This window comes from Trueperella pyogenes (assembly GCF_001070855.1).
Classification (GTDB): domain Bacteria; phylum Actinomycetota; class Actinomycetes; order Actinomycetales; family Actinomycetaceae; genus Pauljensenia; species Pauljensenia pyogenes_A.
On record NZ_JVLH01000009.1, the window covers coordinates 178957 to 203882 of the forward strand.

Sequence of the window (24926 nt, forward strand, 5' to 3'; positions counted from 1 at the left end):
CTCTCTTCACGTCTGGGGGCGAACCCTCAGAACTCCACATCCTGGCTACGGCGACGAATCATGGTGACTTCATCGCGTTGGTTACCCGTCGGACCGACGTAGTTATAGGCGTAGGTGAACTGGCCATAACCACCGATCAGGTGCGAGGGCTTCAAGAAGATGCGCGTCAGGGAGTTGTGCGAACCACCACGACGCCCGGTCGATTCATTCAAAGGAGTGTTCGCAACACGCTCTTGAGCGTGGTGCATGTACACGGTTCCTTCAGGAATACGGTGCGAGACAACCGCGCGAGCCGAAACCACACCATTACGGTTGTGGGCTTCAATCCATTCGTTATCGCGCACGCCAATCTTCTCGGCGTCCTGCGGGCTCATCCACACGGTCTGGCCGCCTCGGCCAAGGGTGAGCATGTACAGGTTGTCGAAGTACTGCGAGTGAATTGCCCACTTGTTGTGGGGGGTCAGGTAACGGACGGCGACCTCGGCTTGGCCTCGGCCATCACGACTCATGGTGCCGGGGGCAGCCTCACCTAAGAGGTGGTGCAGGTCCAGCGGGGGACGGAAGGTCGGGAGCGACTCGCCCATCGCCTGCATCCAGTCGTGATCCAGGTAGTAGTGCATACGACCGGTAAGCGTGTGCCACGGCTTGTGGTACTCGATGTTTTGGCTAAACGCCGTGTAGCGACGACCACCGTGTTCCGAACCGGACCACTCGGGGCTGGTCACAACCGAAACCGGAGCAGCCTGAACGTCCTTGAAGGTGACGTGCTTTTCTTCGTCACCTTCAGCCATTTCAGCCATATTTCCGGTGCCAACACGCTCTTGCAGAGTCTTAAAACCACGGGTGGCCAAGGAGCCATTGGTGGTACCCGAGAAGCGAAGGATGAACTCGCATGCTCGCTTGTCGGTGTCCATTCGCGGACGCGGTCCCATAAAGGTATCCAGCGTTCCTTCCATCGCGACGAACTCGTCGATTTCCTTCTGAGCGTTGAAAGCGACGCCCTTCGTTGCCATTCCAGCCTTCTCGATGAGCGGGCCGACGGTGTTGTACTTGTCGGAAATCGTGCGGTAATCGCGAAGAACAGGGATGAGCTTGGGCATGTTCACACCGGGAACCCAGCCAATTTCTTCACGAGGCGCAACGCGACCGTGGGGGGTCAGCAGTTCGTCAGGCGTATCGTGAGTGAGCGGAGCTGCAATGACGTCCTGCATGGGCTCAGGCAGGTGAACCTCGGCCATCTTCGACACGTAGGCAGAGAGATCCTGGAAGAGTTCATAGTCGGTACGCGCATCCCACGGCGGGTTGATCGCAGCATTGAAGGTGTGCACGTAGGGGTGCATATCCGTGCTGGAGAGATCGTACTTCTCGTACCAGGTGGCCGCGGGAAGAATGACATCCGAGTGCAGGGTGGTCGTGGTGTTGCGGAAGTCCGCGGTGACCATGAGGTCGAGCTTGCCATCGGCAGGGGCGTCACGCCACACCATCGACTTGGGACGATCTCCAGCTTCCAGTTCGGCAGCCTGAACATCATCATCTGCGCCCAGCATGTGGCGCATGAAGAACTCAGCACCCTTAGCGGAGGAACCCAGCAGGTTCGTACGCCAGTTGAAGAGGATACGCGGGAAGTTCACCGGGTTATCGGGATCTTCGCACGCGAACTTCAAGGAGCCTTCGGTCAGCTGGCCCGAGATGTACTCGCCAACACTCACGCCCGCTTCTTCAGCTGCACGTCCCAGTTCTAGGGAAGAACGGTCGAAAGAGGGGAAGGTGGGCATCCAGCCGCGCTGGGAAGCCTCGACCAAGGTGTCGGCAACCGACTGGTCACCGAAAGTCTGGCCACCCAGAGGCGAAGCCAGACGCTGAGCGCCCAGACCGTCGTAACGCCACTGGTCGGTGGTGAGGTACCAGAAACCGGTCGCGATCATCTGGCGTGCGGGACGCTGCCAGTCAAGGGCGAAGGAGAACTGGGTCCAGCCGGTCAAAGGACGAACCTTTTCCTGGCCGACGTAGTGTGCCCATCCGCCGCCGTTAACACCCTGAGTTCCACAGAAGGTGGTCAGAGCCAGCATCGTGCGGTAGATCTGGTCAGCGTGGTAGTAGTGGTTGACACCCGCACCGAAGATGATCTGTGAGCGACCGTTTGAATCGATCGCGTTCTGCGCAAATTCGCGGCCAATACGGATTGCCGCGTTAGCGGAAACGCCGGTGAGTTCTTCCTGCCATGCGGGAGTTCCAGGGGTCGAGGCGTCGGTGTAGTCGGTCGGCCACACACCGGGAAGACCCTGGCGAGGAACACCATACTGAGCAAGCATGAGGTCATACACGGTGGTGACAAGCTTGCCACCGACGCGACGAACCGGGACGCCTCGGGTCACAACGCCAGCTCCAACCGCCGCGGTCGGAGCCTGGTCTGCGACCAAGTCGAATCGCGGAAGGTTGACCTCAACGGCCTCGCAACCTTCGTCGTAGAGGGACAGACGTGCGTCGACACCCTCCATGGTGAGGTTCCACTTGCCCTTGCCTTCATCGGTGTAGCGATCAGCCAAGGTACCGCGCGGGTCACGCACAGCGCCAGACTTATCCATGACAAGGAAGCGGAATTCGGGGTTCGGACGGTTACGGGTTTCCTCATCCACGGCCTCGGGAACGTCGGCGACGGAGAGGAACTTGCCGGGAACCAGGCCCTCGGGGGTCTCGTCCAATTCCAGAAGGAAGGGCGAGTCCGTGTAGCGGAGCATGTAGTCCTGGAAGCGCTCGGTCGGGTGCTCGACGTGGAATTCCTTGAGGATCACGTGGCCCATGGCCATTGCAAGAGCGCCGTCGGTACCGGGGTTCACGCGAAGCCACTCATCGGCAAACTTCGTGTTGTCCGAGTAGTCGGGGGCAACCGAAACGACCTTCTGGCCGTGGTAGCGAGCCTCGGTCATGAAGTGGGCATCGGGGGTACGGGTCAGCGGCAGGTTTGAACCCCACACGATGAGGTACTGCGAGTTGTACCAGTCGCCAGCCTCGGGAACGTCGGTCTGATCGCCGAAAACCTGAGGCGAGGCAACGGGAAGGTCTGCGTACCAGTCGTAGAAGGAGAGGTTCACGCCACCAATGAGCTGAAGGTAGCGGGCACCCGCGCCGAAGGAAACCATCGACATTGCGGGAAGCACCGAGAAGCCGGCGATGCGGTCCGGGCCCCAGTCGGCAATGGTCGCAACATTCGCTGCCGCAACAATTTCCATTGCTTCTTCCCAGGTCGTACGGACCAAGCCGCCCTTACCACGGGCACGCTTGTATGCGCGGGAAATTTCGGGGTCGGAAGTGACTGCGCGCCATGCTTCAACGGGATCACCCAGGCGAGCCTTGGCCTCGCGATAGGGCTCAAGCAGCGCTGAACGGACGTAGGGGTGGCGAATACGCGTCGGCGAGTACTCGTACCAAGAGAAGGCCGCACCACGCGGGCATCCACGAGGCTCGTAGTCGGGCATATCCGGGCCGGTCGAAGGGTAATCAACCTGCTGCGATTCCCAGGTGATGATTCCGTCCTTAACGTACACCTTCCAGGAGCAGGAACCCGTGCAGTTCACGCCGTGAGTAGAACGAACGACGCGATCGTGGCTAAAGCGCTGACGGTAAAAGGCATCGGCCTCGCGGCCGCCGACCAGGAACATCTGGCGGGCATCAGCACTGACCTGGCCGCGGCGAAGTCGGCCGCCCAGGGTCAGAAGTTTGTGGTCAATCATTGTGGTGCTTCCTCATCGGCAAGGCCTCGAGATTGTCCGAGGCTGTGTCACGGTTGGTATCCGAGCGGGACATTCCGCTCGATGCGGGTGCTAGCCGCGCGATGCGGCCAGCTCGTGAAGTTATGAAGTTCAGGGGTGGCGAACTCGGGGAGAGAAACGGGGTCCGCCACTCCCGAAGGATCGGTGAGCGATCAGCCCGGGAAGGGTGCGCCCTTGCGTGCGTACTGGCGCCAGCACAGTGCCGAGGCCAGGAGGCAGAAGATTGCGCATCCCAGGAAGAAGGTCCATGCACCCTTCGCGCCGACTGCCGAAAGGGCAACGCCGACCAAGAAGGGGCCAAGAGAAGCTATCGCGGAGGTGAAGCCAATGGCACCACCTGCTTGACGCGCGGGCATGATCATGGGCATCTGCTTGAAGGTACCTGCGTTACCGAAGCCGGAGAACAGGAACATGAGCAGCATGAGCGCTATGAAGATGTAGAAATCAGTCCAGCCCTTGGGGTTGTAGAGAACCCACGCAATACCGCCGAGGGTGATGGCCATACCAACGCCCGAGATGAAGGTCCAGATTGCACCACCCATGCGGTCGCAGAAGGGACCCCACGACATACGGATAAGCGAACCGATGAGCGGGCCGAGGAAGGCGAAGGTCGCGCCCAGGACGGGCAGGCCGATCGAGGAGGCACGACCGAACTGGTTGTTAATGAGCAGGCCGAAGACTGCAGAGAATCCGGAGAACAGACCGAAGGTCATGACGTAGAGAATGGTCATGTACCAGGTGTTCGGGTTCGAGAAGATATCCAGCTGCTGCTTGATGTTGGCCTTGACCGGAACATCACGCAGGTAGATGAAGGCAAGGATCGCGGCGATGACGCACCACGGGACGAAGAAGATTGCGGCGTTGTACACCCAGATCTGCTCGCCGGCGTGCTCGCCGACCTGAGTCTGGGGAGCCAGCCACGTCATACCGAAAAGACCAAATCCCATGAGAATCGGGCCGACCAGCTGGATGACGGACATACCGAGGTTACCGATGCCGCCCTGCAGGCCGAGGGCCGTGCCGGAGAGGCGCTTGGGGAAGAAGTAGCCGGTGGAGGGCATGTAGCCGGAGAACGCGCCGCTGCCGATGCCACACATGAAGGCCAGGGTCAGCAGGACCCAGTAGGGGGTGGTGTTGTCCTGGACAGCGTAGAACCAGCCCAACATGGGGATCAGGAAGAGCAGTGAGGTGATGCCCACCATCTTGCGTGTTCCGATCAGCGGAGGCAGGAACATGTAGACCAGACGCAGAAGGCCTGCAGCCAAACCGGGCAATGCGGTCAACCAGTAGAGCTGAGAAGCACTGAGGTTAAATCCAAGAAGCGTCAGCTTGGGTGCGATGGCACTTGGCAGGAACCACACACAGAAGCCCAGAATGAGCGAGTATGTGGTGATGGTCAGCGTCCTCCACGCAAGCTTCGAATCCCACTTTTCGGGGTTATTCGGCTCCCAATCCTGAAGGACATATTTACTGGCTTGTTTTTCCGCGGGCGCGGCTGATGATGCAGCATGTGAGGTAGTCATTGACACTCTCCCTTTCCTACCTAAACGCATACTTGTCGCTAATATATAAGGGACAACTCGTTCTAATTGAGAATTGCGCGAAATTTCGCGAAAACGCTTGCAAGAACGTCGATTCCTGTCAACTGAAAAAACGCCATTTAAGGTCCTATTTCGGGAGGTTTGTTTTGCGTAATACCTCTGACGCTCAGCCGGTACGTCCCGACCCCCATGCGAAAATTCAGCAGAAGGGTTTGCAAAAAATGGAAGGGACTGTCGCAGGTGCGGTAATTACCGCTTCGGATCGCTGCTTCCGCGGAGAAACTGAAGATAAATCAGGACCGCTAGCTGCTGCTCTTTTGGCTGATTGGGGCGTTATTGTCGAACAGGTTCGTGTTGTCCCCGATGGCATTGCTTCTGTACGAAATGCGATCCTTGATGCAATGGCTAAGGGCGCGCGCGTGATCGTGACCACCGGTGGAACCGGCGTTACGGATCGTGACCTTACTCCCGAAGCAACCGCTCCCCTTCTGGACGCACGTATGGACGCGATCGCCATGCAGATTGCGCAGGTCGGCCTGGCCAATACACCTCTTGCCTCCCTGTCTCGCGGTCTTGTCGGTGTCAGTCGCCAGGGTGAGACCCCATGCTTCATCGTGAACGCACCGGGTTCACGCGGAGGCGTGAAGGACACGATTAGCGTAATTGGCCCACTTGTCCCTCACATTCTTGAACAGCTTGACTTGGTTACTGACTGATTTGATGTACGAACCTCTTCTTCTGGACACCTTCGGTCGAACGGCCACAGATTTGCGGATCTCGGTCACCGATCGATGCAATCTTCGCTGCGTGTATTGCCTGCCCGAAAAGGTGACGGACTGGCTGAAGCGCAGCGACCTTTTGCGTCCTGAAGAGTTCCGCCGCTTGGCTAAAATCGCCGCAACCCTTGGCGTCACCCAGGCGCGCATCACCGGCGGCGAACCCTTATTGCGCCCCGATCTTCCCCAGATTGTCGAGGCCGTTCGCGAGGGCTTCGAAGACGCGGGGGTTGAGCCGGACTTGGCCTTGACAACGAATGGTATTGGCCTTGATCGCGTCATCGATTCCCTGGTAGACGCCGGTCTTCAACGCCTCAATGTATCCATCGACAGTTTGGATCCGGTCCGTTTTGCTGAGCTTTCGCGCCGCAAACGCTCAAGCGATGTCCTTCGCGGCCTCGATGCGGTCGATGCATCCGCACTTCCCGGAACCGTCAAACTCAACACTGTCGTCGTCGATCAGCAGTCCCTGGCGGAAATCCCCGCCTTAGTGACCTTCGCCTTAGAGCGCGGCTATCAGTGGCGCGCCATCGAATTCATGCCAATCGGCCCGTTGGCTGCCTCGTTCTCTTCCCGCCCAACTGCGCATGACATCCAGCGTGTTCTTCGCGAATCCTTCGAGCTCACCGATGTCATTACCGCTGCCTCAGAACCAGCGCGCCGTTGGTCAGTTGCTCCCAGCGACACCCATCCGGGAGGCATCATCGGCGTGATCGCCTCAATGACGTCTCCCTTCTGCGCCTCGTGCACCCGAACTCGCCTGAGTGCAGATGGAAAGATCTATTCCTGTCTGTTCAGTGTGGACAGTGTTGACCTACACACTCCCATGCGCGCGGGTGCAAGCGATGAAGAATTAGCCGAGCTGTGGAAGGATGCCATGTGGGCTAAACCCGCTGGCCACCAGCTTCTTGCTCCGGTCCCCCAGTCCTATTCCATGTCAAAAATTGGAGGTTGAAAGTCCCCATGAGGATCACGATCCGTTATTTCGCTGCCGCGAGCGCTGCAGTAGGCACAGAAAGCGCAGTGATCGAGGTTGCGGACGACTCAAATGAGACAGTCGTCGACCTTGTTCGTCGCTCAACTGACCGCGATATCGACGATCTTCTGGCGGCCTCGTCCTTCCTGGTGAACGAAGAACTTGTTGACGCTCAAGCAACTCTTGCCCAAGCCCTGGGCGCTTCATCCCTGAGCGACGAGGCCGTGACCTCTGTGGCCGATCGCAGTGGGATTCGCCTTGACGTCCTTCCGCCTTTTGCAGGTGGCTGAGACCCACAATCTGGTCACGGAGTATTGCTCCACTCATTGTGACCATCACTGAAATACTGATCTTTCCAGATCGGTACACTGGCTTTAATGTCGTCGACAATTTGACCGCACAGCGCGAAGGCTTCCTTTCGATGGGCACTATCGACGACAACAAGAAGTGCGACGTCCCCAATTTCTAGGTGTCCCACACGATGACGGACGTAAATGCCATCTACCTCAGGATTTCCAAGTACCTCTAGTGATTTCTCAACACTTGCGCGAAGGAACTTGGCGGCCGCAGGGTGAGCGGAGTATTCCAAGTAGTGAACGCCTTCACCACCGTCATGATCGCGAACAACACCCTCAAAGACGACGCGCGCACCGGAATGAGCTGGAATAAGGGGTACTTCCCCCGAGCACATCTCCGTTGGAACAGAGACAATATCGGTATCAATAATCACGGGACTCCCCTTATTTAAATGGTCGTGGAGGGACACAGACATGGTAGCGCAGCGAGACATTATGACCGCTCGTATCCCCGGAATCGGTGAGAGCGGCATCGAAAAGATCCGCGCTGCTAAGGTCCTTGTTGTCGGCGCCGGCGGCCTGGGATCACCCGTCTTGGCCTATCTGGCGGCAGCGGGGATTGGGACAATCGGTATCTCTGACCCAGACAATCTGGAGGAGTCTAACCTCCAGCGACAAGTCATTCACGGCGTCGCACGCTTGGGCATGAATAAGGCCGAATCTGCCAAGATGACCGTCCTTGCTCTCAACCCCGATATCCAGGTCAACATCGAACCAAAGATTATTGATAGTCAGAGCGATGAGACCGTTGCGGCCTACGACTTCATTGTCGACGCAACAGACAATTTCACCGCAAAATACGCGATTTCAGATACGTGCGCACGCGTTGGGCGCCCGCACATGTGGGGCACTTTGGTATCAATGTCCTTCCAGGCCTCGCTTTTCACCGATGGCCTGACTCTTCGCGATATCTATCCTGAACCCCCCACCGTCGAAACAATGAGTTCAAAAACCGTCGGCGTTCTGGGAGCCGTCTGCGGGCAGGGGGGATCGGTCCTCGCCACAGAATGTCTGAAGTGGGTCACCGGAGTTGGTGAGCCCTTAATCGGGCGCCTGCTCATTGTTGACACCGCCGCAGGTCGCTGGAACGTCGTCCCGTTCCGGCCTCGAACCACCCCCGCAAAAGTTCCCTCAGTGACTCCCGCCGAAGCCACCCCCGAACCGATCGAATAAGCCATAAACTGAGCCATGGCCCCATGTGGACCGCGCGAAGGAGACTACGATGCAACTTCTTGAAGACTATTTGAACTCCATCTTGGGACGCGTTCACCCCCTCTCCCCCGTTGAGCTTCCCATTGATCAGGCACTTGATCACGTCCTGGTCGATGATCTTGTCGCGCGCTTTGCAGTCCCACCTTTCTCAAATTCGGGAATGGATGGCTACGCACTTCACCTCGATCACGATCTCGAGGCCTCCCCTGAGAACCCCGTCACCATCGCGGTCGCTGGCGACATCGCGGCAGGAGATAACGAGTCCCACGTTCTTGAACCCGGAACCTCATGGCGAATCATGACGGGCGCTCGAATTCCCGAGGGCGCAAACACCATCGTTCCCGTGGAGCATACCTCCGAAGAACCCGGTCCCCATCCCCTCCCCGAAAGCATCAGCATCTACGCCCCTGCAAAGGTCGGCGCTCACGTGCGCCGTCAGGGCGAGGACTGCACGCCCGGAGACGTCATTTTGCATGCCGGTGACGTTCTCACGCCCGCAGCCATCGCCTCGGCAGTATCGGTTGGTTATGCAAGCGTGAAGGTCTACCCCACCCCCCGCATCGCCATCGTCTCAACGGGTGACGAGCTGCGTGCACCGGGCGAAGACCTCAAGGGCGCTCAGATTCCCGATTCAAACTCCGTGATGATCGCTGCGCTGGCTCGCCGTGCAGGTGCCCAAGTCACGGGAATTTTCCGCTCCAATGACGACCCAGCTCACTTTGCTGAAGTTTTGCGCCAGGCAGGTGAGGTCGCTGACCTCATCATCACCTCGGGAGGCGTCAGTGCCGGGGCCTACGACGTCGTTAAGGAAGTTGGCTTGGGCAAGGGAGTGGACTTCGTTCGCGTCGCAATGCAGCCCGGGAAGCCACAGGGCTTTGGCGTCCTTCAAGCAAGTGACGGTCGCGATGTCTACTTGGCGACTCTGCCGGGCAACCCGGTATCGGTCTTCGTCTCTTTCCATATGTTTGTTCGCCCAGTTCTGGCCGAATTCACCGGTCTCAACGGGCGCGAACTACTGCGTCCCATCGTCGTCACCACACCCAACGGCTGGATTTCCCCCGAAGGCAAGCGCCAGTTTGTACCGGTCATTCTTTCTGAACCCGATGGCCCAGAACAGACTCCGATTGTGGTTCCGACACACAGGTTGGGTTCGCGTTCTCACCTCGTTGCCTCTTTGCACTCGGTGAACGCGCTGGCAATCGTCCCCGAAGATGTCACTTCGGTTGAACCCTGGTCGATCCTGACTGCGGTTCGAGTCTGATCACTTTCCCATTCTCTTCCCGTCAAACGAGCGCCGAAAGGCTAGACATGAGCGAAACCAGTCCATTCACTCACCTCACCGAGCGCGGTGAAGCACACATGGTTGATATCACGGCGAAAACACCGACCGTGCGTCAGGCGCGAGCACGCGGCTTCGTCGAGTGCTCACCAAAAATCATGGCGGCCCTCCGCGATGACTCGGTCCCCAAGGGCGACGCTCTTGCAGTCGCACGAATTGCGGGAATTCAGGCCTCGAAGCGCACTCCCGAGTTGCTCCCCCTGGCACACCCGATCGCCGTTCATTACTGCGCGGTCGATTTGTCATTGGCCGAAGACGGGGTGGAGATCCGTTCGACCGTTCGAACCGCAGATCGAACGGGTATCGAAATGGAAGCTCTGACCGCCGTAACCGTCGCCGCACTGACCATCATCGACATGGTGAAGGGCATCGACAAATTGCTTGCGATTCGTGAGTGCTATGTCGAAGAGAAAAGCGGCGGTCGGAGCGGAACATGGACTCGCCCCAGCGCCTAGCACTCAGTGGATTAGTGATCCTCGGCGGGGGGACCGGACAGCGGCTGGGAGGGGCATCAAAGCCCGACCTCGTGGTCCGAGGCCGACGTGCGCTTGAGTGGGCACTCGCCTCTGAGCCCGGGATTCCTCACGTATGCGTGGTGCCTGAGACCGTCACAGTTCCACGCGACGTTATCCGCGTCATGGAGGAGCCGCCACGCTCTGGCCCCGCCGCCGGCTTTATTGCAGGCGTTCAGGCACTTCTTAAAGTTCTCCCCGAGGACACCCCGTCTCGCTGGATTGGCCTTGTTCCCGTTGACGCACCCTTGGCCACCCTGACTTTTCCCCTCCTTCTCGAGGCCGTGGAAGAGTCGATTTCTCAGGGACGTCGCGTAGATGGTGTGCTCGCATGCGCAGCGGGACACCGACAGAACTTGATCGGCGTATTTTCGTTGGATGCAGTCCGCAAGTTCACGGTTTCCCAGTGGGTAAATCGTTCGATGCGCGCCCTATTGGAAGACCTCGACACGATTGATGTCGAGGTCCCAGAATCGTGGGTCGCAGATATCGATACACCCGTTGATTTGCAGCGCGCGCAGACATACGCAATGGACGGGGAGCTTTGCATAGAAGGAGAAAGCTCACGTGAGTGAATCGATTGAAATTCCCGGTTCGGGGAGTTTAGAGACGCTTCCAGCTCTGGAGCACCTCAACCTTGTGGCTGAGCCAGTCGCGCGTGCGCTCACGGCGCTCGAAGCGGCCAACCCCGCGGTGGCCTCGTTAGCGCAAGTAAGTGAAATTGACCCGGAACTGGCTGATACGGAAGTTCTCACCCAGGCTTTCGGGATGGATCTTGCACTGTCTTCGAATTGTATTTTGGTTGCGGGCAAGCGCGCGGGTGAAGAAAGAATCGCAGCGTGTGTTGTGCGCGCAACGACCAACGCTGATGTGAATCACGTGGTGAAGAAACTTCTCGACGTACGAAAAGCCTCGTTTTGGCCGCAAGAACGCGCAGTCGAGGCCTCGGGGATGGAATACGGAGGGATCACTCCGCTTGGCATCCCCGAGGCCTGGCGACTGTTGATCGATTCGCGTTGCGTGCAGGGATGGTCCTGCATCGGCTCGGGACTGCGCCGCTCAAAGCTCTTTGTTCCCGGAGAGCTCCTTGCTGCGCTTCCCGGCGTCGAAATCGTGGAGGGCCTTGGGTTTTAGTCGATTTCAGGGAACCAAATCTGAATCTCACGAAGGGCAGACTCTGCGCAATCCGACCCGTGGATGATGTTCTCCATGTTCGGGGTGTCCCATGCGCGACCCAAGTCGCCGCGAATCGTACCGGCAGGCGCAGTTGTCGGATCCGTTGATCCCATCATGGTGCGCATGCCTTCGATGACGCGCTGGCCTTCAACAATGATGGCAACCAGCGGACCCGCACTCATGAAATCAAGAAGCCCTTCAAAGAAAGGCTTGCCCGCATGGTCACGGTAGTGCTCCGCAAGAAGTTCACGCGAGGCAACCATAAGCTTCAGGCCCTTGATGATGTAGCCCTTTGCTTCGATGCGACGAAGGATTTCACCGGTCAGACCACGGGCATAACCGTCTGGCTTCACCAAAATAAGGGTGTGTTCCAACGAGGGATCCAACAGGTGCTGACGTGTAATCAGAACGGAATTGGCGCTCACAAAATCTCCTTTGCTTGAGTGAGGATGCTTCAGCATAACCGGCGATGGGTCGAAAGTCATAGCCCTACATGACAAACGAAAAAGGACTGACCGCCGTGGTCAGTCCTTTTTCGTTATCCCATCAACACAGAGCAGTCTTCCCAGAAAGTCTTCCGGAGAGATACGAGCAACTCTCGTCACTCGTTGTCTGATGCAGATAGTTTATGAAGTCTTACTGCAAGAAAAACGCGCGTTTACTGGGACTTTTCTGAACGAATTTTACGAAGTGTCAACTTCGCTACCAGAGCATCTACATCCACTTATAAATTCGCGCCATTTTGCTGAGAAAAACGATCTTCTACAAATGCTGGGCCTTCATAACCATGACGACCAAGAGTTTGGAAAATATCATCCATAATCTGCGATGGTTCCAGCAATCCCGCGGAAAACTCAGGGTGCTTAATTTCGATCGCCGCGAATCCGGCAGGGTCGGAAACTGGCTGAGTATCGTACTTTTCTCCCAGAAGACGGTTGACTTCTTCCAGATCGGATGGGGAACCAAAAATCCAGGTCGTTGCGGCAGGCCCCTCGCTGGAACGCCCAAGGTAGAGGCGCATCAGCACAACCTTCTTGCCAGCACGCGGGAAACTCTCACCGACACGCGTGAAAAGATGAAGATCCAAGTCCCCCATTGAGCCATCGACAAGGCAATATGCGTAGGCACCAATGCCCCGGACACTCAAGGCATCAGCAAGAATCCCCAAGAATTCATCCGGGAAAGCATCCTCTTGGAAGTAGATTCCTTCACCGCGTTCGGGGGCATGCTCGCCCATGATTTTGATGGGCAGTCCCGCCTCTTGAAGCGCCTGCGCGACTAAAGAAATGTTGTATTCGGGGAAGGGATGAAGAATTGCGGCGTTCTTTCCCAGTCTTTCAACGAAAACGTAGGTCGAGAATCCCAACTCTTTTGTAATCTGCGTGCTCATTCTTCCTCCTCTAGCTTCCCTTCAAAAGGCATATCCGCCCAGACATACAAGAAAAATCGCCGAGGCCGGGAAAGACCCAAAGGCACGCCCGGCCTCGGCAATTCTCAATCAGTTCAGGCACAACCCCTGAGAGCGCAAAACCTCAAGGACCGGCGCGGTGTCGAAGGTATTTGGCAGGCCCATCTGCTCGCTAATCTGCTGAGTAAAGGCATTGGTCGCACCCAGGCCAGCCTTACGCAGTTCGTAGTATGCGCGCACGTCTTCGTCGTACTCGGCAAGCTCCTCGAGGTAGGAACCTTCGACCACCGGGTAGGTGTTCTCGGAAACAGCAAGGTTTTTGGGCAGACGAGGCCGGTACGGGGGATCTTGAAGCGGGCGGCCAACCAAGAGGCCCAGAATTGGGAAGGTCATGCGCGGAAGCTTCAAGAGCTCGATTGTGCGCTGGGGTCCTCTCAGAAGAGAACCGAGGTAGACCGTGCCCAAGCCCATCGATTCAGCGGCAACTTCCATGTTGTGTGCAGCAAGGACCGCGTCTTCCATTGCAGCAAGGAAGAGGTTGGTCCGCTGCAAGGGAGCGATATCCAGCCCGGCTTCTTCACGGATACGCGCATTGCGGTACAGGTCAACAACGAACATGAAAAGGTCGCCTTTGGAGGTGCCCACGTAGGGCTGCTGTGCAACCTCGGCCAGCTGGTCGCGCAAGGCTACATCCGTCACGTGAATGATCGAGAACTGCTGACGGAAGGGGGATGTGGGGGCGCGACGCGCAACGTCAATCAGTGCATCGCGGTCCTGCACGCTCAGCGGAGAGTCCTCAAACTTCCGGATTGTGCGGTGCGCACGCAGCACATCAATCGTTGGATTGGTCACTCCAACTTCGGGGACCTTGCGGTAGTCTTCGGCCTGCATTTTTGCTCCTTTGGTGACAACGGTCGCTCTTATTGTCCGTTTTTCGGCTATTTTTCGCCAGTGCATCCTACTTTTGCGTCAACCAAGAATCGCCCTCACCCTGGGACTTTGGCAGCATTGCTTCATCACAATTTGGTCGCAGTTTCGGTGCAGACTTCCGAAATGTGGAGTCTGAGATGGACGCTTTTTCAAGGATGGCTAGACTGAGACTCATGCGTAAATCTCTCATTGCAACAATGTGCATTGCTGTCATGGCAGCAACCGGCCTCGCTGCTTGCTCCAGCGGCCCCCAGTCAGCAACCAACGAAAAGATCATCACTAAGGATCCCGCAACGGTGACTCAGACGGGCGTCACTCTTCCCGAGAAGCGTGACCTTGAGTTCAAGCTCAACGGTGATGCGTCTAAGGCCAAGGTTGAGGTCGCTGACACCGAGGTCGCCGAGCAGGTCAAGGGCTCAAAGAACCTCCGCGTCCACCCCAAGAAGCCCGGTGAAACCACTCTGAAGGTCACCGATGCCAGCGGCACCGAATACACGATCCCGCTTGAGGTCGTTGAAGGCAGCAACTGAGTCTCACTTCGATTCACACTTTCTCCCGGGGAATAGGGCATACCTATTCCCCGGGATTTTTGTCATTTCCATCGATCTCGCAACAATCTGTACGGAGATGCGGAGAACGTCTATTGACCTTTAGAGTGTGAGTCACCTAACATGGGCGCCTGTCAGCAATGTGCAAAGGAGCAACAGGTGACCAGTATTTCTCCTCCGGTATACGAGCAGATCGCTCAGGCGATCCGGCGTCAGATTCTGGATGGCGATCTTCCACCCGGTTCCAGACTTCCGTCCGAAAGTATTCTCTGCGAGCGCTTCTCCGTCACGCGCGGCACCGTACGCCGCGCTTTGCAGGTCCTCACCCACGAAGGTCACTTACGCTCATATCAAGGCAAGGGGACTTTTGTTACTGCGCAGGATGACAAGAGAATTCTGTGGGGTTTCGGTTCACTGACAGACCGCCTTCAGGGAAGCAGTGACCAGGCACGTGCTCGTGTCATTGAGCACGGCGTAGTCACCCGGCAAAATCGCCCATTCCTACGACTCAAGCGACTTCGCTTGATCGAAAGCAACACGGGGATATTCCCCGTTAGCCTTGATCTGTCGTTCATTCCAATCGATCTGCTGCCTGGTATCCAAGATGTCGATTTCACAGATCTGTCCATCTATCACGTTCTACGTGACATCTATAAGAGCTCTCCAAAGTTCTCTGTTGTCTCACTGCGTGCCCAAAGCATCGACCAAGAAACCCGCACGATCCTTGGCGAACCAGCGGGTACCCGTTGTCTTCTTCACCTCACGGGCTCTACCTACGACCACAACGGGGCATGCATTGAGGAAAGCGAAGTCACCTACTCAACTCGGGTGCAAGCAACCTTGACCATCGACCAGGTCAGGGGCCACGCAGAACCGCTTACTCTCAATGAATCAGCATCCACCAGAGGTAAGTTCTAGCCTCTCCACTCATACAAAAATCCCGGGGCCACACCTGACCCCGGGACTTTTATGTAGACCTCAGAAATTCACCGTGCGCACCACGACCTAGGCGGGGATACCCTCCTTGGCCAGGAGCATCTCACTCATCTCCACGGCCTGCTGGTGATGGGGGGATCATCATCTGGGCAAACATGATGTCCGCGTCGTTGTAATCGGCGGAGATCTCCCCGTCCGCCTCAGTCGTCACCATCGTGGTCTCGGTCGTCTCAGCGGTAGTCGTCGCAGTGCTGGTGGCCGAGGTGGTGGATCAGTGGACGGTGGTGGATGCCGGAGTAGGCGTGGTGTGTTCCTCCTTCGGACTGGTGGGAGCCAGGTGGGCCGGGTCCAGATCAATCCGGCGCAGCAGCTGAGCGTTAAGCGCCACCACAATCGTCGACAGCGACATCAACACCGCAGCAGCAGCCGGGGGAAGCAGAAAGCCGCTAGAGGCGAGCACGCCGGCGGCCAGGGGCACGGACAAGATGTTGTAACCGGACGCCCAGATGAGGTTCTGGATCATCTTGCGGTAGCTGGCCTGCGAGAGCTCAATCATCGACAATATTGCCCGGGGATCGTCACTGGCCAGGACCACTCCGGCGGATTCCATCGCCACATCCGTGCCGGCCCCGATGGCGATGCCGACCTCGGCGCGGGCCAGGGCCGGGGCGTCGTTGACACCGTCGCCGACCATGGCCACGCTCAGGCCACGCTCCTGTAACTGGGTGACCTTGGTGTCCTTGTCCTGGGGCAGGACCTCGGCGAAGACCTCATCAATCCCCAGGTCCTGGCCAACCGCATGGGCCACCTGCTGCGCGTCACCGGTGATCATCGCGACCTTCACCCCGCGGTCCTGCAGGGCTTTCACAGCGGCGCGGGATTCGGGGCGGATCTTGTCCTCGACGGCCACCGCACCGATAATCTGACCGTCGCGGACAATATGGAGCACACCGGCCCCACGCCCGGTCCAGGCGCTGGTGGTGTCGGTGAGCTCGGCCGGGGTGGTGAGGTTGAACTCGCGCAGCATGTTCGGCCCGCCCACGAGGATCTCAGCGCCATCGACAGTGGCCCGGACCCCCCGGCCGGAGGCGGCGCTGAAACCAGTTGCACGGATTTGCCGACGAGAGGCCTCGGGATGGGCGGCCGCGGCCGCCACGATGGCGCGGGCCACGGGGTGCTCGCTGTCGGCCTCCGCGGCGGCGGCCAGGGCCAGCAGCTCGCCCTCGGTGACGCCGACAGTTGCCGCGACACCGGTGACCGCGTGCGCGCCCTCGGTCAGGGTGCCGGTTTTATCGAAGAGCACCACGTCGATGGTGCGCATCCGCTCGAGCGCCATCCGGTCCTTGATGAGCACCCCGGATTTCGCGGCCCGCTCGGTGGAGATCGCAATGACCAGCGGAATCGCCAGGCCCAAGGCGTGCGGGCAGGCGATGACCAGCACCGTGACCGTGCGCACCACGGCATCGTTCGGGCTGCCGATGATGGTCCACACCACCGCGGTGATCAGAGCAGAGATCAGCGCGAACCAGAACAACAGCGCCGCCGCCCGATCTGCCAGGGCCTGAGCCCGGGAGGAGGACTCCTGTGCGTCAGCAACCATGCGTTGGATTCCGGCCAGGGCGGTGTCCCCGCCGGTAGCCTCCACCCGGACGCGGACGGTGTTGTCGGTGGCCACGGTACCAGCGACCACCTTGTCACCGGTGTCGCGGAAGACGGGACGGGATTCGCCGGTGATCATCCCCTCATCGAATTCGGCGGCTCCCTCGATGATGGTTCCGTCGGCCGGCACCCGGGCACCGGCCCTCACCAGCACGACGTCGCCGACGACCAGCTCGGAGATGTCCACGGTGCGGGTGGTCCCATCGATGACTTTCTCGGCCTCATCCGGCAGCAGGGCAGCCAGCGCGTCAAGCGCGGAGGACGCACCCCCGAGAGCGCGCATCTCCAGCCAGTGGCCCAGCAGCATGATGGTCACCAGCAGGGCCAGCTCCCACCAGAAGTCCAGGTCAAAACCGCCCAGCCCCAGAGTGGTGACCCAGGAGGCGACAAACGCCACGGTGATGGCCATGGCAATCAGGAGCATCATCCCGGGTTGGCGGGATTTCACTTCCTTCCATCCGCCCTTGAGGAAAGGCGTTCCGCCGTAGACGAAGATGATCGTGTCCAGTACCGGGGGAACCCAGGTGGATCCGGGGAATGCCGGGAGGGGGTAGCCGAGCAGGTGGGCGACCATGGGGCTGAAAATAACGACGGGAATGGACAGAATCAGTGACCACCAGAAGCGTTCCCGAAACATTGCGGTGCTGTGCCCGGCGTGTTCGCCGTGACCATGAACCTGGTGGTCTTCGTCCAGGACGGAGTGCGGGTGACCGTGGTGCATTGCCCGGCCGTGGGTGTCGGCGTCTGCGTGGTGTTCGTGGCTGGCATGATCCGGGTGGTGGGTGTGGTCTGTTTCCGGAGCGGTGTGATCACCATGGTGATCGCCGGAATGGTGGGGAGTGTTCATGACGTTCCTTTCGCTCAACCCGGTCGGGGTCGAGATGATGGGTAAATCGATCAGGATAAGACGGTGTAGCCGGTCGCCTCGATAGCCCGGCGAACCATCTCCGGAGGTACGACACCGGTGACCGTGACGGTGGAAACACCACCAGCAGCGAGATCAACCTGGACGTCGTCGACCTGGGGGAGGGCCTGAAGGGCCTGGGTCACGCTTTTCGCGCAGTGCCCGCAGGTCAGGCCGGTGACCTGGTAGCTAGAGGAGGACCCTCCTGCTGACGAGTCGCTGGCGGCAGGGATGGAGGCGGTGTCGGCATGTGAGGCAGGTCCGCAACAGCTGCAACCGTGGGAGGCCATCGGCAAGAGGCGGGGCGGGGAGGTGATCATGGGAAAGCTCCTACGGGTCGGTGGGATGCGGCGATGTTGCTCTCCAGCATATACCCCCCGGGGGTATATGCTCAAGGGGTGGAGGGCACGGCCCTCACGCGGGGCAGGGCGTGGTCGCCGAGCAGCCTCCTCACTGTCGGGAGGGGACAGCGGGAGGCGGAGGGCAAACACCGCTCCGCGACCGGGTCCGGGGGAGGTGGCGGTGAGAGTGCCGCCGTGGGCCTCGATCAATGCCTTGGAGATGGTCAGACCGATACCGGCCCCGCCGTTGTCCCGACTGCGGGCGGCACTCCCGGTAGAAGCGTTCGAAGATGTGTCCGAGCTGGCCAGGTGGGATGCCCTCGCCGATAAGACGGTCTTGAAAATGATGCGTGAGATGGGGCTGCGCTGCGGCATACTCCGCAAGAGGGCCTACCACAGGTATAACTCCTACAAGGGCACGGTGGGGCAAAGCTTCAAGAACATCATCGGTCGCAACTTCAAGGCCGATGGCCCCTGGCAGAAATTGGGTACCGATGTCACCGAGTTCAAGCTCTCCTTCGGTAAGGCCTACCTCGCCACCTACATCACACACTGGAACACAACAAGAGCCACGTAAAGCTCAAGGGCCTGACCCGGCAGAATACCGGGATCAGGCCCTACGGGAAGCCGCATAACGGCTACCATTAAACGCGTCCAAGTTTCGGGGCGCAGTTCACACCTGACCCCGGGACTTTTATGCAGACCTCAGAAATTCACCTTACGCACCACGGCCTCGGACTCGGTCAAAACCCGACCAGCGCGGAAGTTCGCAAGCACGGGGGCACCGAAGCTCAGTGCGTGGAACCAATCCTCGGCGTCCAGCACAATGAAGTTCGCCGTGTTTCCAACCTCGATGCCGTAATCGGAGAGATTAAGCGTGCGCGCTGCATTGTGAGTGATGAAGTTGTAGGACCCGGTGATCTCACTGCGCGCCATCATCTGGGTGACGTACAGACCGTTGAGTACGACATCTCGCAAGTTTCCGGTGCCCATGGGATTCCACGGATCCTCAATATCATCCTGACCGAAGGAGACGTTGATTCCTGCCTCGGTTAGTTCCTTCACTCGGGTGACGCCTCGGCGCTTCGGGTAGGTATCGACGCGCCCCTGCAGGTGCGTATTGACCAGCGGATTCGACACGAAGTTGATGCCGCTCATCTTGAGCAGGCGCACCAGACGCAGGAAGTAGGCGTTGTTATACGAGTGCATCGCGGTCGTGTGCGAGGCGGTGACTCGCGGGCCAATCCCAGCCTCGAGCGCGCGCGTGGCCAGGGTTTCCAGCCCGCGCGAGGCCTCGTCGTCGATTTCGTCGCAGTGCACGTCCATGAGCAGTCCGTATTCCTGGGCGAGCTCGACTGCAAAGTTCAGTGAAGACACGGAGTACTCGCGGGTGAACTCAAAGTGCGGGATAGCACCGATTGCATCCACGCCCATTTCGGCCGCGCGACGCATGAGGTCGCGACCGTTGGGGAAGGACTCGATGCCTTCCTGCGGGAAGGCGACCAACTGCAGGGTCATGGAGTCCTTGAGTTCCTCACGCAGGTCAATGAGGGCACGCAAGGCTGTCAGGTCCGGGTCAGTAACGTCGACGTGCGAGCGCACGTATTGAATACCAAACTGCGCCTGCTGGCGAAGTGCCCGGCCGGCGCGATCCTTGACGTCCTCGTAGGTCAGGGTCTGCTTGCGCTCACTCCACACCTCAATGCCCTCAAAGAGGGTGCCGCTTTCGTTGTAGCGCGGTTGCCCCGAGGTGAGCGCAGTGTCCAGGTGCACGTGCGACTCGATATAGGGAGGCAGAACCAGCTTGCCCGTGTAGTCGCGAACCTCTTCTCCTTCACGAGGCGCCAGACCCGCGCCGATTTCGGCGAACTTTCCGTCCGTAATGCGGATGTCGACTCCGGCGGGGCCATCTTCAATGCGGACGCCCTTGATGAGAAGATTGGCGCCCTTTTCTCCCATTGCCGAGGCCTGGTTGTGAGGCGTGTTGTTTCCCTGAGTTTGCGCGCTCATCGACGGATTCCCTTCTCGATTGCGCTTCCGACGAAGTAGACAAGGATCGCGACGACCATGGCGTTGATCGAGACGATTCCGAAGCCGGGGGTCAGCCAGCCGGTCAGTGCACCTGCGATCAGTGCGACGATCGGTGCCCATTTGACCTCGGGGTCATCTGATCCCAGATCCATGTAGCTGCGGCGACGTGCGAAGTAATCGGCAACCAGAACTGCACCGATGGGGGGCAGGGTGGCATTGAGCAAGCTGAGCCAGCCGACAAAGTTGTCGTAGAGCCACAGGGCTCCAAGGGTTCCGATGATGCCTGCGACCAAAACCAGAGGCTTCTTGTTGATTCCGGTGATGTTCGCGTAGCCCAGGCCGGTGGTGTACAGGGCGTTGTTGTTTGTTGTCCAGATGTTTGCGCCCAAGACGATCAGCGCAGGAATCAGCAGGCCCTGAGCGATCATTACGTAGAAGATGTCGTCCTTACCGGTGAAGGCTCCACCAACCGCTCCGAAGGTGAACATCAGGGTGTTACCGATGAAGAATGCGATCACAGTGGTGATTACTGCCGAGGTTGCGGACTTTGCGAAGCGAGTGAAGTTGGGGGTTGCGCTACCGCCGGAGACGAAGCTTCCGATCACGAGGCCGATGGCTGCAACGGTGGTCATGCCTTGGTTTTGGCCGAAGACTGCGGCAATACCGCCGCCTGCGTTCACCGCACTGATCATGGAGTAGCTTCCGAGGATTGCGATCAGAGGTACTGAGACGAAGGAGACGATCTCAATGGCCTTGATTCCGAAGTAGGCCGAGGCGGTCATCAGGCCGCCCGCGATGATGACGACGGGCCACGCGTTGATGTGCAGGGTCTCAGCGGTGGGGATTGCGAACATCGCGACGCCCACGCCAAACCACCCCATCTGAGTGAAGGAGATCAGCGCTGAGGGCAGGAAGGAACCGATGCGGCCGAAGGTGCGGCGGGACATGAGGTCGAAGCTCAGACCGGTCTTTGCACCGATGTAGCCCAGCGCACCCGTGTACACCGCAAGGATTGCGCCACCGACGATGACTGCCCACACGTATTGGGTGTAGTTCAGGCCGTTTCCGAGCTTGGCACCGACGCTCATCGAGGCCGAGAAGAAAGTGAAGCCGAGCATAACAAAACCGACGGCCCAAAATGACCGTCGGTTCTTTGATGGAACTGCTTCAAATGAGAAGTCATCATCGTGTCGAATGACTTCTTCTTTGTGTCGTTCAGGTGCGATTGTGCTCATCGGTTATCCTTCCAGGTTCTGAGGTTTCGTAGCGCGTCGTTCGTTATCTGTCTTGTTTGGTCCGTCACCTCTGTCACCTAGGCACACCCGGTTTTCATGCATTTGCAGACTGGGTAATGGCGTGATGAACAGGATTGGATCTAGGCCAAATTGTCAATAGGTTACCGCGCACAGCGCATCCCACGCAAAGTCCAGCACTGTGACTCTGCACGCATTGGTTCCAAACCCTAAGATAACCTTCGGTTAACCTAAAAACTACCTGATAATAGGGCTGTGGCCCCATCTCTCCCTCCTAGAAGATGGGGCCACAACCTGATCGTGAAACTATGAGCGACTAGCGCCCAAAGCTCCATTTTTCAGTCTGCCCTGGGTGACAATCCCAGATATGAAGGACAGTCCCATTCTCCGAAGAGTCCTCGCGAACTGCCAGACATTTCCCAGTCTGAACATTCTGGAATTGTCCATCGGGCAGGTGCTTCCATTGCTGGGTCGGTGCCGGGACACAATCCCACAGGTGAACCGGAGTTCCGTTCGCATTGCGCTGCTGATAGACGTCCAGACACTTTCCTTCAATGCTGAGTTTGCCCTGATCAAAGGTGACCCTCTGCGCCTCAATAGGCTCTGACTGTCCATCTGCGCCGCTTGTACGGGTGCAATCCCACAACTGAACGCGGCGACCATTCAGGCTTGCGGCATCCCACAAATCCATGCACTTTCCATTGCCATTGACCAGCGAACCCTGCTGGGGTCCCGCCACGGGCACGTCACTTGCATCCTTTGCCTGATCAATGTTCGGCAGTGAAGTATTCGCATCGCGATTCTCAGCGTGCGGCTTCGGATCCTCCTTTTGGGTATAGAAGAAATCCCAAACCGACAAAACATCTGCCGTGAAGTTCACCGTTAATTGGCCTTGATCATTGGCCTTGACGGTAAATGGAATTTCACGTGCGCGACCACCATCAATTTCAGGGCTGACGGCATAGAGGTGCGCGGGAACCTCACCCTCACCAATCGTGTAGGAAACCGGCAAATTCACCAAAGTTTCGGGCACTGCCGTAGGATCACGCCACTTGTCATCGGTGTCCTTCTCGAGGTTAATCAGGTGAAGGATCTGGGTATCCCCATTGGTCATCGCATTAGCCCAGATGCTTCGCGGGCTTCCGTTCGAGCTGACATTGTGCCCCTGAATTGAAACCCCTCGACTGACGCGGTGCAAATCGGGACCATAGAGGACGTTCTCATAGGCGGTGACCACGTTGTAATAGTTGCGCAGCCACTCTTGAAGGTCGTAGCTCATGAACTTAATACGGTCAGGGAAGAAGGGGCCATTGAGCATATTGTTGTCTTGCCCAAGCTCCAGATGGTGTGCACCATTAGCCGCAAAGATCGCATCGGCCAGCTGAACCGAAGGCGTATCGAAGGAAGACACGGTCAGCGAGTCAATGTTGATATCACCGTGGTCACCTTGATCAAGCTGGTAGGTAATGGTGTGGGTTCCCTTGTCCAACCATGCACTTCGCGCCTCACCGGTACTCCAGCGGCTCCAGATATCTTCGTTGGGCAAGTTGGTCTCACTGGATCCCATGTACATGACGCCAATCTTCTGACCGTCAACATAGACGCTGCGCACAGCCATATCACCGGTCGCATTCGCCCAGCGCAAGACCAGACCATAGTTTCGACTTTCAGTCACATTGACGCGGAAACTGATGGCATTACCGCGCCACTGGGGCTGCTCGACGAAACCACGCCCCTGGTATCCGCCGTGATACGAGGCCGTCGGCAGTCCCGCGTGAGCTGCGTCTTCCGCCTCGTATCGGTCGCCCGTCACGGAATCGGAGTTCATGTAAGCAGCAACAACCGCGCTCTTCCCATTGGATTCCTTGCGTTGGCGCTCAAGGTAGTCTGCCAGGTTTCCATTCGAGGCCTGGCCTCCCCACAGTTCTGTGTAGAGGTAGTCGGCTTTGGACTGAGCAAGCTGCGTCGATCCAAAGCTATCGACGGCATTCAAGCCAACGGGCTGACGGGTCTGCTCAGATGTTTCGTTCACCAAGCTTGCGAACCCGGCCTCAAGATCAACGGAATTTCCGTTGACATCCCACGCCCCCTGAGGATTACCCAGCTGGTCGATATGCGTCCCCTCAAAGCCCAAGGCGATCTGCCTCTTGTACTGATCGATCATGTGCTGACGCCACTGAACATTCTGCGGGTTCATCATGTGCAGGGTCGTGTCCTGCTGGCCGGGAATCATGACACTTGTCCACGGAACGCGGGTATTACCCTCTCCACGAATCGAGATAGCCCAATCGCTACTGACACCGTGATCCTGATATCCCTCAAGGGCTGCGTAGCTCATCGAGTACGGAAGCGAGGCAACGCCAGCTTTATCCCCGGAGGTAATGAACTGCTTGATGACATCTGAGGAGAAGTTCCACTTTTTCCAGTCGCTCCACTGATCAGCAACCTGGTTATTCTCATAGCGCACGGGGTCTTCGTGGCGCCACATCCAGTCGTAGTACTGCAGTGAATTGATGTGATAGTCCTGAGCCAGCTGGTTGATGACCTCGTCGGTCTTTCCACTCAGATCGGCCGAGTAGTTACCCAGGTAGCCGAAGCGCGGGTAGCGGGTCCAGGTGCTGGAAACATCGATGGCTGTGTTCGCTTGAGAATCTTGTGTATCAACTTCGACGAGGTACCCCGTGAAGTCTGTCTGTGGCGGAGTGAACGTCCAGGTTGTCTTTCCATCTGCCGAGGCCTGGGTACTGAAGTGGTCAACTTCCTTCCCCAAGTGCTTGAGAGAGAAGTTCACTTCCCCATCTCCCTGGGTCTGCGCGGTAACTGTCACGGATTGACCCGGTGCATAACGCGCTCGATCAACGCTCACTTTCGTCACTCGAGGGGCAGCTTCTGCCTGATACTCGGCGCCAAGAACGGTGGCCGTCCCTGCAAGTACACCGGCGGTCAGAAGTGCACCGATTCTCTTTGCGGTTCCAGTCCGCATTCTCATGTTCCTCACTCTGTAGTTCTATGGAATTTCAGCGAAAACAGCTCCTTCGAGCTTCGGCGTCACGGTATAGAAATCACCTGAAGGCATTCAGTGCCGAAACTGTGTAAAGAATCAGGAGGATAGGCTCTTAAAACGGTTCATTTTCGTATCGAGAAATCGTTGAGAGCACACCAAAAATGCGCAGAGAATATGATCTGACCTGCACTAATAAATATCAGTGCAGGTCAGAGCGTTAAATAGGCGAATACGTATTCATCAATACTCAGGAA

22 protein-coding genes and 1 pseudogene are annotated in these 24926 nt (G+C 58.2%); 11 read left to right on the forward strand and 12 right to left on the reverse strand.

Going from position 1 to position 24926, the window contains the following annotated elements; translation table 11 throughout:
- Window positions 1–26 precede the first annotated feature (26 nt).
- A complete protein-coding gene (locus ADG72_RS04215; RefSeq protein ID WP_048712494.1) occupies window positions 27–3731 on the reverse strand; it encodes a nitrate reductase subunit alpha in 3705 nt (1234 codons plus the stop codon).
- A gap of 191 nt (window positions 3732–3922) precedes the next feature.
- Complete coding sequence (locus ADG72_RS04220) at window positions 3923–5293, reverse strand: nitrate/nitrite transporter (protein WP_048713037.1); 1371 nt, start codon at window positions 5291–5293, stop codon at window positions 3923–3925.
- A gap of 164 nt (window positions 5294–5457) precedes the next feature.
- Here ADG72_RS04220 and ADG72_RS04225 point away from each other — a divergent pair, with 164 nt between their 5' ends.
- From ADG72_RS04225 to ADG72_RS04235, 3 genes are read left to right on the forward strand one after another with little or no spacing between them, the layout of a single operon-like run.
- A complete protein-coding gene (locus ADG72_RS04225) occupies window positions 5458–6027 on the forward strand; it encodes a MogA/MoaB family molybdenum cofactor biosynthesis protein (protein WP_048712495.1) in 570 nt (189 codons plus the stop codon).
- Between the two features lie 4 nt (window positions 6028–6031).
- Window positions 6032–7042 carry a GTP 3',8-cyclase MoaA gene (moaA, locus tag ADG72_RS04230; RefSeq protein ID WP_048712498.1) on the forward strand — a complete coding sequence of 337 codons (1011 nt, stop codon included), beginning with the start codon at window positions 6032–6034 and terminating at the stop codon, window positions 7040–7042.
- Between the two features lie 8 nt (window positions 7043–7050).
- Window positions 7051–7353: a MoaD/ThiS family protein gene (locus ADG72_RS04235; RefSeq protein ID WP_048712499.1), complete on the forward strand. Its 303-nt coding sequence runs from the start codon at window positions 7051–7053 to the stop codon at window positions 7351–7353.
- Between the two features lie 14 nt (window positions 7354–7367).
- On the opposite strand, the gene ADG72_RS04240 is transcribed toward ADG72_RS04235, so the two are convergent.
- The gene (locus ADG72_RS04240) at window positions 7368–7793 is read right to left on the reverse strand and encodes a molybdenum cofactor biosynthesis protein MoaE (RefSeq protein ID WP_239667656.1); all 426 of its coding nucleotides are present in this window, start codon (window positions 7791–7793) and stop codon (window positions 7368–7370) included.
- 40 nt (window positions 7794–7833) lie between these two features.
- On the opposite strand from ADG72_RS04240, the gene ADG72_RS04245 reads away from it, so the two are divergent.
- Genes ADG72_RS04245 through ADG72_RS04265 form a run of 5 tightly spaced genes read left to right on the forward strand, consistent with a single transcriptional unit; the run spans window position 7834 to window position 11616 of the window.
- Window positions 7834–8592 carry a HesA/MoeB/ThiF family protein gene (locus tag ADG72_RS04245; protein WP_048712502.1) on the forward strand — a complete coding sequence of 253 codons (759 nt, stop codon included), beginning with the start codon at window positions 7834–7836 and terminating at the stop codon, window positions 8590–8592.
- 49 nt (window positions 8593–8641) lie between these two features.
- Window positions 8642–9892: a gephyrin-like molybdotransferase Glp gene (glp, locus tag ADG72_RS04250; protein WP_048712503.1), complete on the forward strand. Its 1251-nt coding sequence runs from the start codon at window positions 8642–8644 to the stop codon at window positions 9890–9892.
- 47 nt (window positions 9893–9939) lie between these two features.
- Window positions 9940–10425: a cyclic pyranopterin monophosphate synthase MoaC gene (gene moaC, locus ADG72_RS04255; RefSeq protein WP_048712505.1), complete on the forward strand. Its 486-nt coding sequence runs from the start codon at window positions 9940–9942 to the stop codon at window positions 10423–10425.
- Window positions 10404–11057, forward strand: coding sequence for a molybdenum cofactor guanylyltransferase (gene mobA / locus ADG72_RS04260; RefSeq protein ID WP_048712514.1), 654 nt, complete (start codon window positions 10404–10406; stop codon window positions 11055–11057). Before moaC ends, mobA begins: the two co-directional genes overlap by 22 nt.
- On the forward strand, window positions 11050–11616 hold the full coding sequence (locus tag ADG72_RS04265) for a YbaK/EbsC family protein (protein WP_048712517.1): 567 nt from the start codon (window positions 11050–11052) through the stop codon (window positions 11614–11616). Before mobA ends, ADG72_RS04265 begins: the two co-directional genes overlap by 8 nt.
- Here ADG72_RS04265 and ndk read toward each other — a convergent pair.
- The 3 genes from ndk to ADG72_RS04280 all read right to left on the reverse strand — a co-directional run bounded on the left by ndk (window position 11613) and on the right by ADG72_RS04280 (window position 13957).
- Window positions 11613–12083 (reverse strand): nucleoside-diphosphate kinase, encoded by a 471-nt coding sequence (gene ndk / locus ADG72_RS04270; RefSeq protein WP_048712518.1) that lies wholly within the window; start codon window positions 12081–12083, stop codon window positions 11613–11615. The genes ADG72_RS04265 and ndk overlap by 4 nt on opposite strands.
- 299 nt (window positions 12084–12382) lie before the next feature.
- Window positions 12383–13048: a hypothetical protein gene (locus ADG72_RS04275; RefSeq protein WP_048712520.1), complete on the reverse strand. Its 666-nt coding sequence runs from the start codon at window positions 13046–13048 to the stop codon at window positions 12383–12385.
- 108 nt (window positions 13049–13156) lie between these two features.
- A complete protein-coding gene (locus ADG72_RS04280; RefSeq protein ID WP_048712523.1) occupies window positions 13157–13957 on the reverse strand; it encodes a nitroreductase family protein in 801 nt (266 codons plus the stop codon).
- A 212-nt stretch (window positions 13958–14169) separates the two neighbouring features.
- Here ADG72_RS04280 and ADG72_RS04285 point away from each other — a divergent pair, with 212 nt between their 5' ends.
- The gene (locus ADG72_RS04285) at window positions 14170–14526 is read left to right on the forward strand and encodes a pilus assembly protein N-terminal domain-containing protein (protein WP_019126672.1); all 357 of its coding nucleotides are present in this window, start codon (window positions 14170–14172) and stop codon (window positions 14524–14526) included.
- Between the two features lie 177 nt (window positions 14527–14703).
- Window positions 14704–15462 (forward strand): GntR family transcriptional regulator, encoded by a 759-nt coding sequence (locus tag ADG72_RS04290; RefSeq protein ID WP_048712528.1) that lies wholly within the window; start codon window positions 14704–14706, stop codon window positions 15460–15462.
- A gap of 289 nt (window positions 15463–15751) precedes the next feature.
- On the opposite strand, the gene ADG72_RS04300 is transcribed toward ADG72_RS04290, so the two are convergent.
- From ADG72_RS04300 to ADG72_RS08870, 3 genes and pseudogenes are all read right to left on the reverse strand, one after another.
- Complete coding sequence (locus ADG72_RS04300; RefSeq protein ID WP_048713040.1) at window positions 15752–17776, reverse strand: copper-translocating P-type ATPase; 2025 nt, start codon at window positions 17774–17776, stop codon at window positions 15752–15754.
- Between the two features lie 260 nt (window positions 17777–18036).
- On the reverse strand, window positions 18037–18363 hold the full coding sequence (locus ADG72_RS04305; RefSeq protein ID WP_048712531.1) for a heavy-metal-associated domain-containing protein: 327 nt from the start codon (window positions 18361–18363) through the stop codon (window positions 18037–18039).
- Between the two features lie 204 nt (window positions 18364–18567).
- A pseudogene (locus ADG72_RS08870) lies at window positions 18568–18759 on the reverse strand (hypothetical protein); the annotation flags it as partial.
- A 46-nt stretch (window positions 18760–18805) separates the two neighbouring features.
- Between ADG72_RS08870 and ADG72_RS08805 the strand changes: the two are divergent.
- Window positions 18806–18961, forward strand: a complete 156-nt coding sequence (locus tag ADG72_RS08805) for a hypothetical protein (protein WP_239667657.1) — start codon at window positions 18806–18808, stop codon at window positions 18959–18961.
- Between the two features lie 128 nt (window positions 18962–19089).
- On the opposite strand, the gene codA is transcribed toward ADG72_RS08805, so the two are convergent.
- From codA to ADG72_RS04325, 3 genes are all read right to left on the reverse strand, one after another.
- Entirely contained in the window at window positions 19090–20394 is a 1305-nt protein-coding gene (codA, locus tag ADG72_RS04315; protein WP_204372712.1) for a cytosine deaminase, read from the reverse strand.
- On the reverse strand, window positions 20391–21650 hold the full coding sequence (gene codB / locus ADG72_RS04320; RefSeq protein WP_048712536.1) for a cytosine permease: 1260 nt from the start codon (window positions 21648–21650) through the stop codon (window positions 20391–20393). Before codB ends, codA begins: the two co-directional genes overlap by 4 nt.
- Before the next feature lie 334 nt (window positions 21651–21984).
- A complete protein-coding gene (locus tag ADG72_RS04325) occupies window positions 21985–24657 on the reverse strand; it encodes a glycoside hydrolase family 66 protein (RefSeq protein WP_065427148.1) in 2673 nt (890 codons plus the stop codon).
- Window positions 24658–24926 lie beyond the last annotated feature (269 nt).

Excerpts from the sequence above, each read along its gene's own strand:
- codB (WP_048712536.1), bottom strand. The coding sequence starts at position 21,650 with ATGAGCACAATCGCACCTGAACGACACAAAGAAGAAGTCATTCGACAC.
- glp (WP_048712503.1), top strand. The coding sequence starts at position 8,642 with ATGCAACTTCTTGAAGACTATTTGAACTCCATCTTGGGACGCGTTCAC.
- ADG72_RS04305 (WP_048712531.1), bottom strand. The coding sequence starts at position 18,363 with ATGATCACCTCCCCGCCCCGCCTCTTGCCGATGGCCTCCCACGGTTGC.
- ADG72_RS04325 (WP_065427148.1), bottom strand. The coding sequence starts at position 24,657 with ATGAGAATGCGGACTGGAACCGCAAAGAGAATCGGTGCACTTCTGACC.
- mobA (WP_048712514.1), top strand. The coding sequence starts at position 10,404 with ATGGACTCGCCCCAGCGCCTAGCACTCAGTGGATTAGTGATCCTCGGC.
- ADG72_RS04220 (WP_048713037.1), bottom strand. The coding sequence starts at position 5,293 with ATGACTACCTCACATGCTGCATCATCAGCCGCGCCCGCGGAAAAACAA.
- ADG72_RS04285 (WP_019126672.1), top strand. The coding sequence starts at position 14,170 with ATGCGTAAATCTCTCATTGCAACAATGTGCATTGCTGTCATGGCAGCA.
- ADG72_RS04245 (WP_048712502.1), top strand. The coding sequence starts at position 7,834 with ATGGTAGCGCAGCGAGACATTATGACCGCTCGTATCCCCGGAATCGGT.
- moaC (WP_048712505.1), top strand. The coding sequence starts at position 9,940 with ATGAGCGAAACCAGTCCATTCACTCACCTCACCGAGCGCGGTGAAGCA.
- ADG72_RS04280 (WP_048712523.1), bottom strand. The coding sequence starts at position 13,957 with ATGCAGGCCGAAGACTACCGCAAGGTCCCCGAAGTTGGAGTGACCAAT.
- ADG72_RS04300 (WP_048713040.1), bottom strand. The coding sequence starts at position 17,776 with ATGTTTCGGGAACGCTTCTGGTGGTCACTGATTCTGTCCATTCCCGTC.
- ADG72_RS04215 (WP_048712494.1), bottom strand. The coding sequence starts at position 3,731 with ATGATTGACCACAAACTTCTGACCCTGGGCGGCCGACTTCGCCGCGGC.
- moaA (WP_048712498.1), top strand. The coding sequence starts at position 6,032 with ATGTACGAACCTCTTCTTCTGGACACCTTCGGTCGAACGGCCACAGAT.
- ADG72_RS04275 (WP_048712520.1), bottom strand. The coding sequence starts at position 13,048 with ATGAGCACGCAGATTACAAAAGAGTTGGGATTCTCGACCTACGTTTTC.
- codA (WP_204372712.1), bottom strand. The coding sequence starts at position 20,394 with ATGAGCGCGCAAACTCAGGGAAACAACACGCCTCACAACCAGGCCTCG.
- ADG72_RS04235 (WP_048712499.1), top strand. The coding sequence starts at position 7,051 with ATGAGGATCACGATCCGTTATTTCGCTGCCGCGAGCGCTGCAGTAGGC.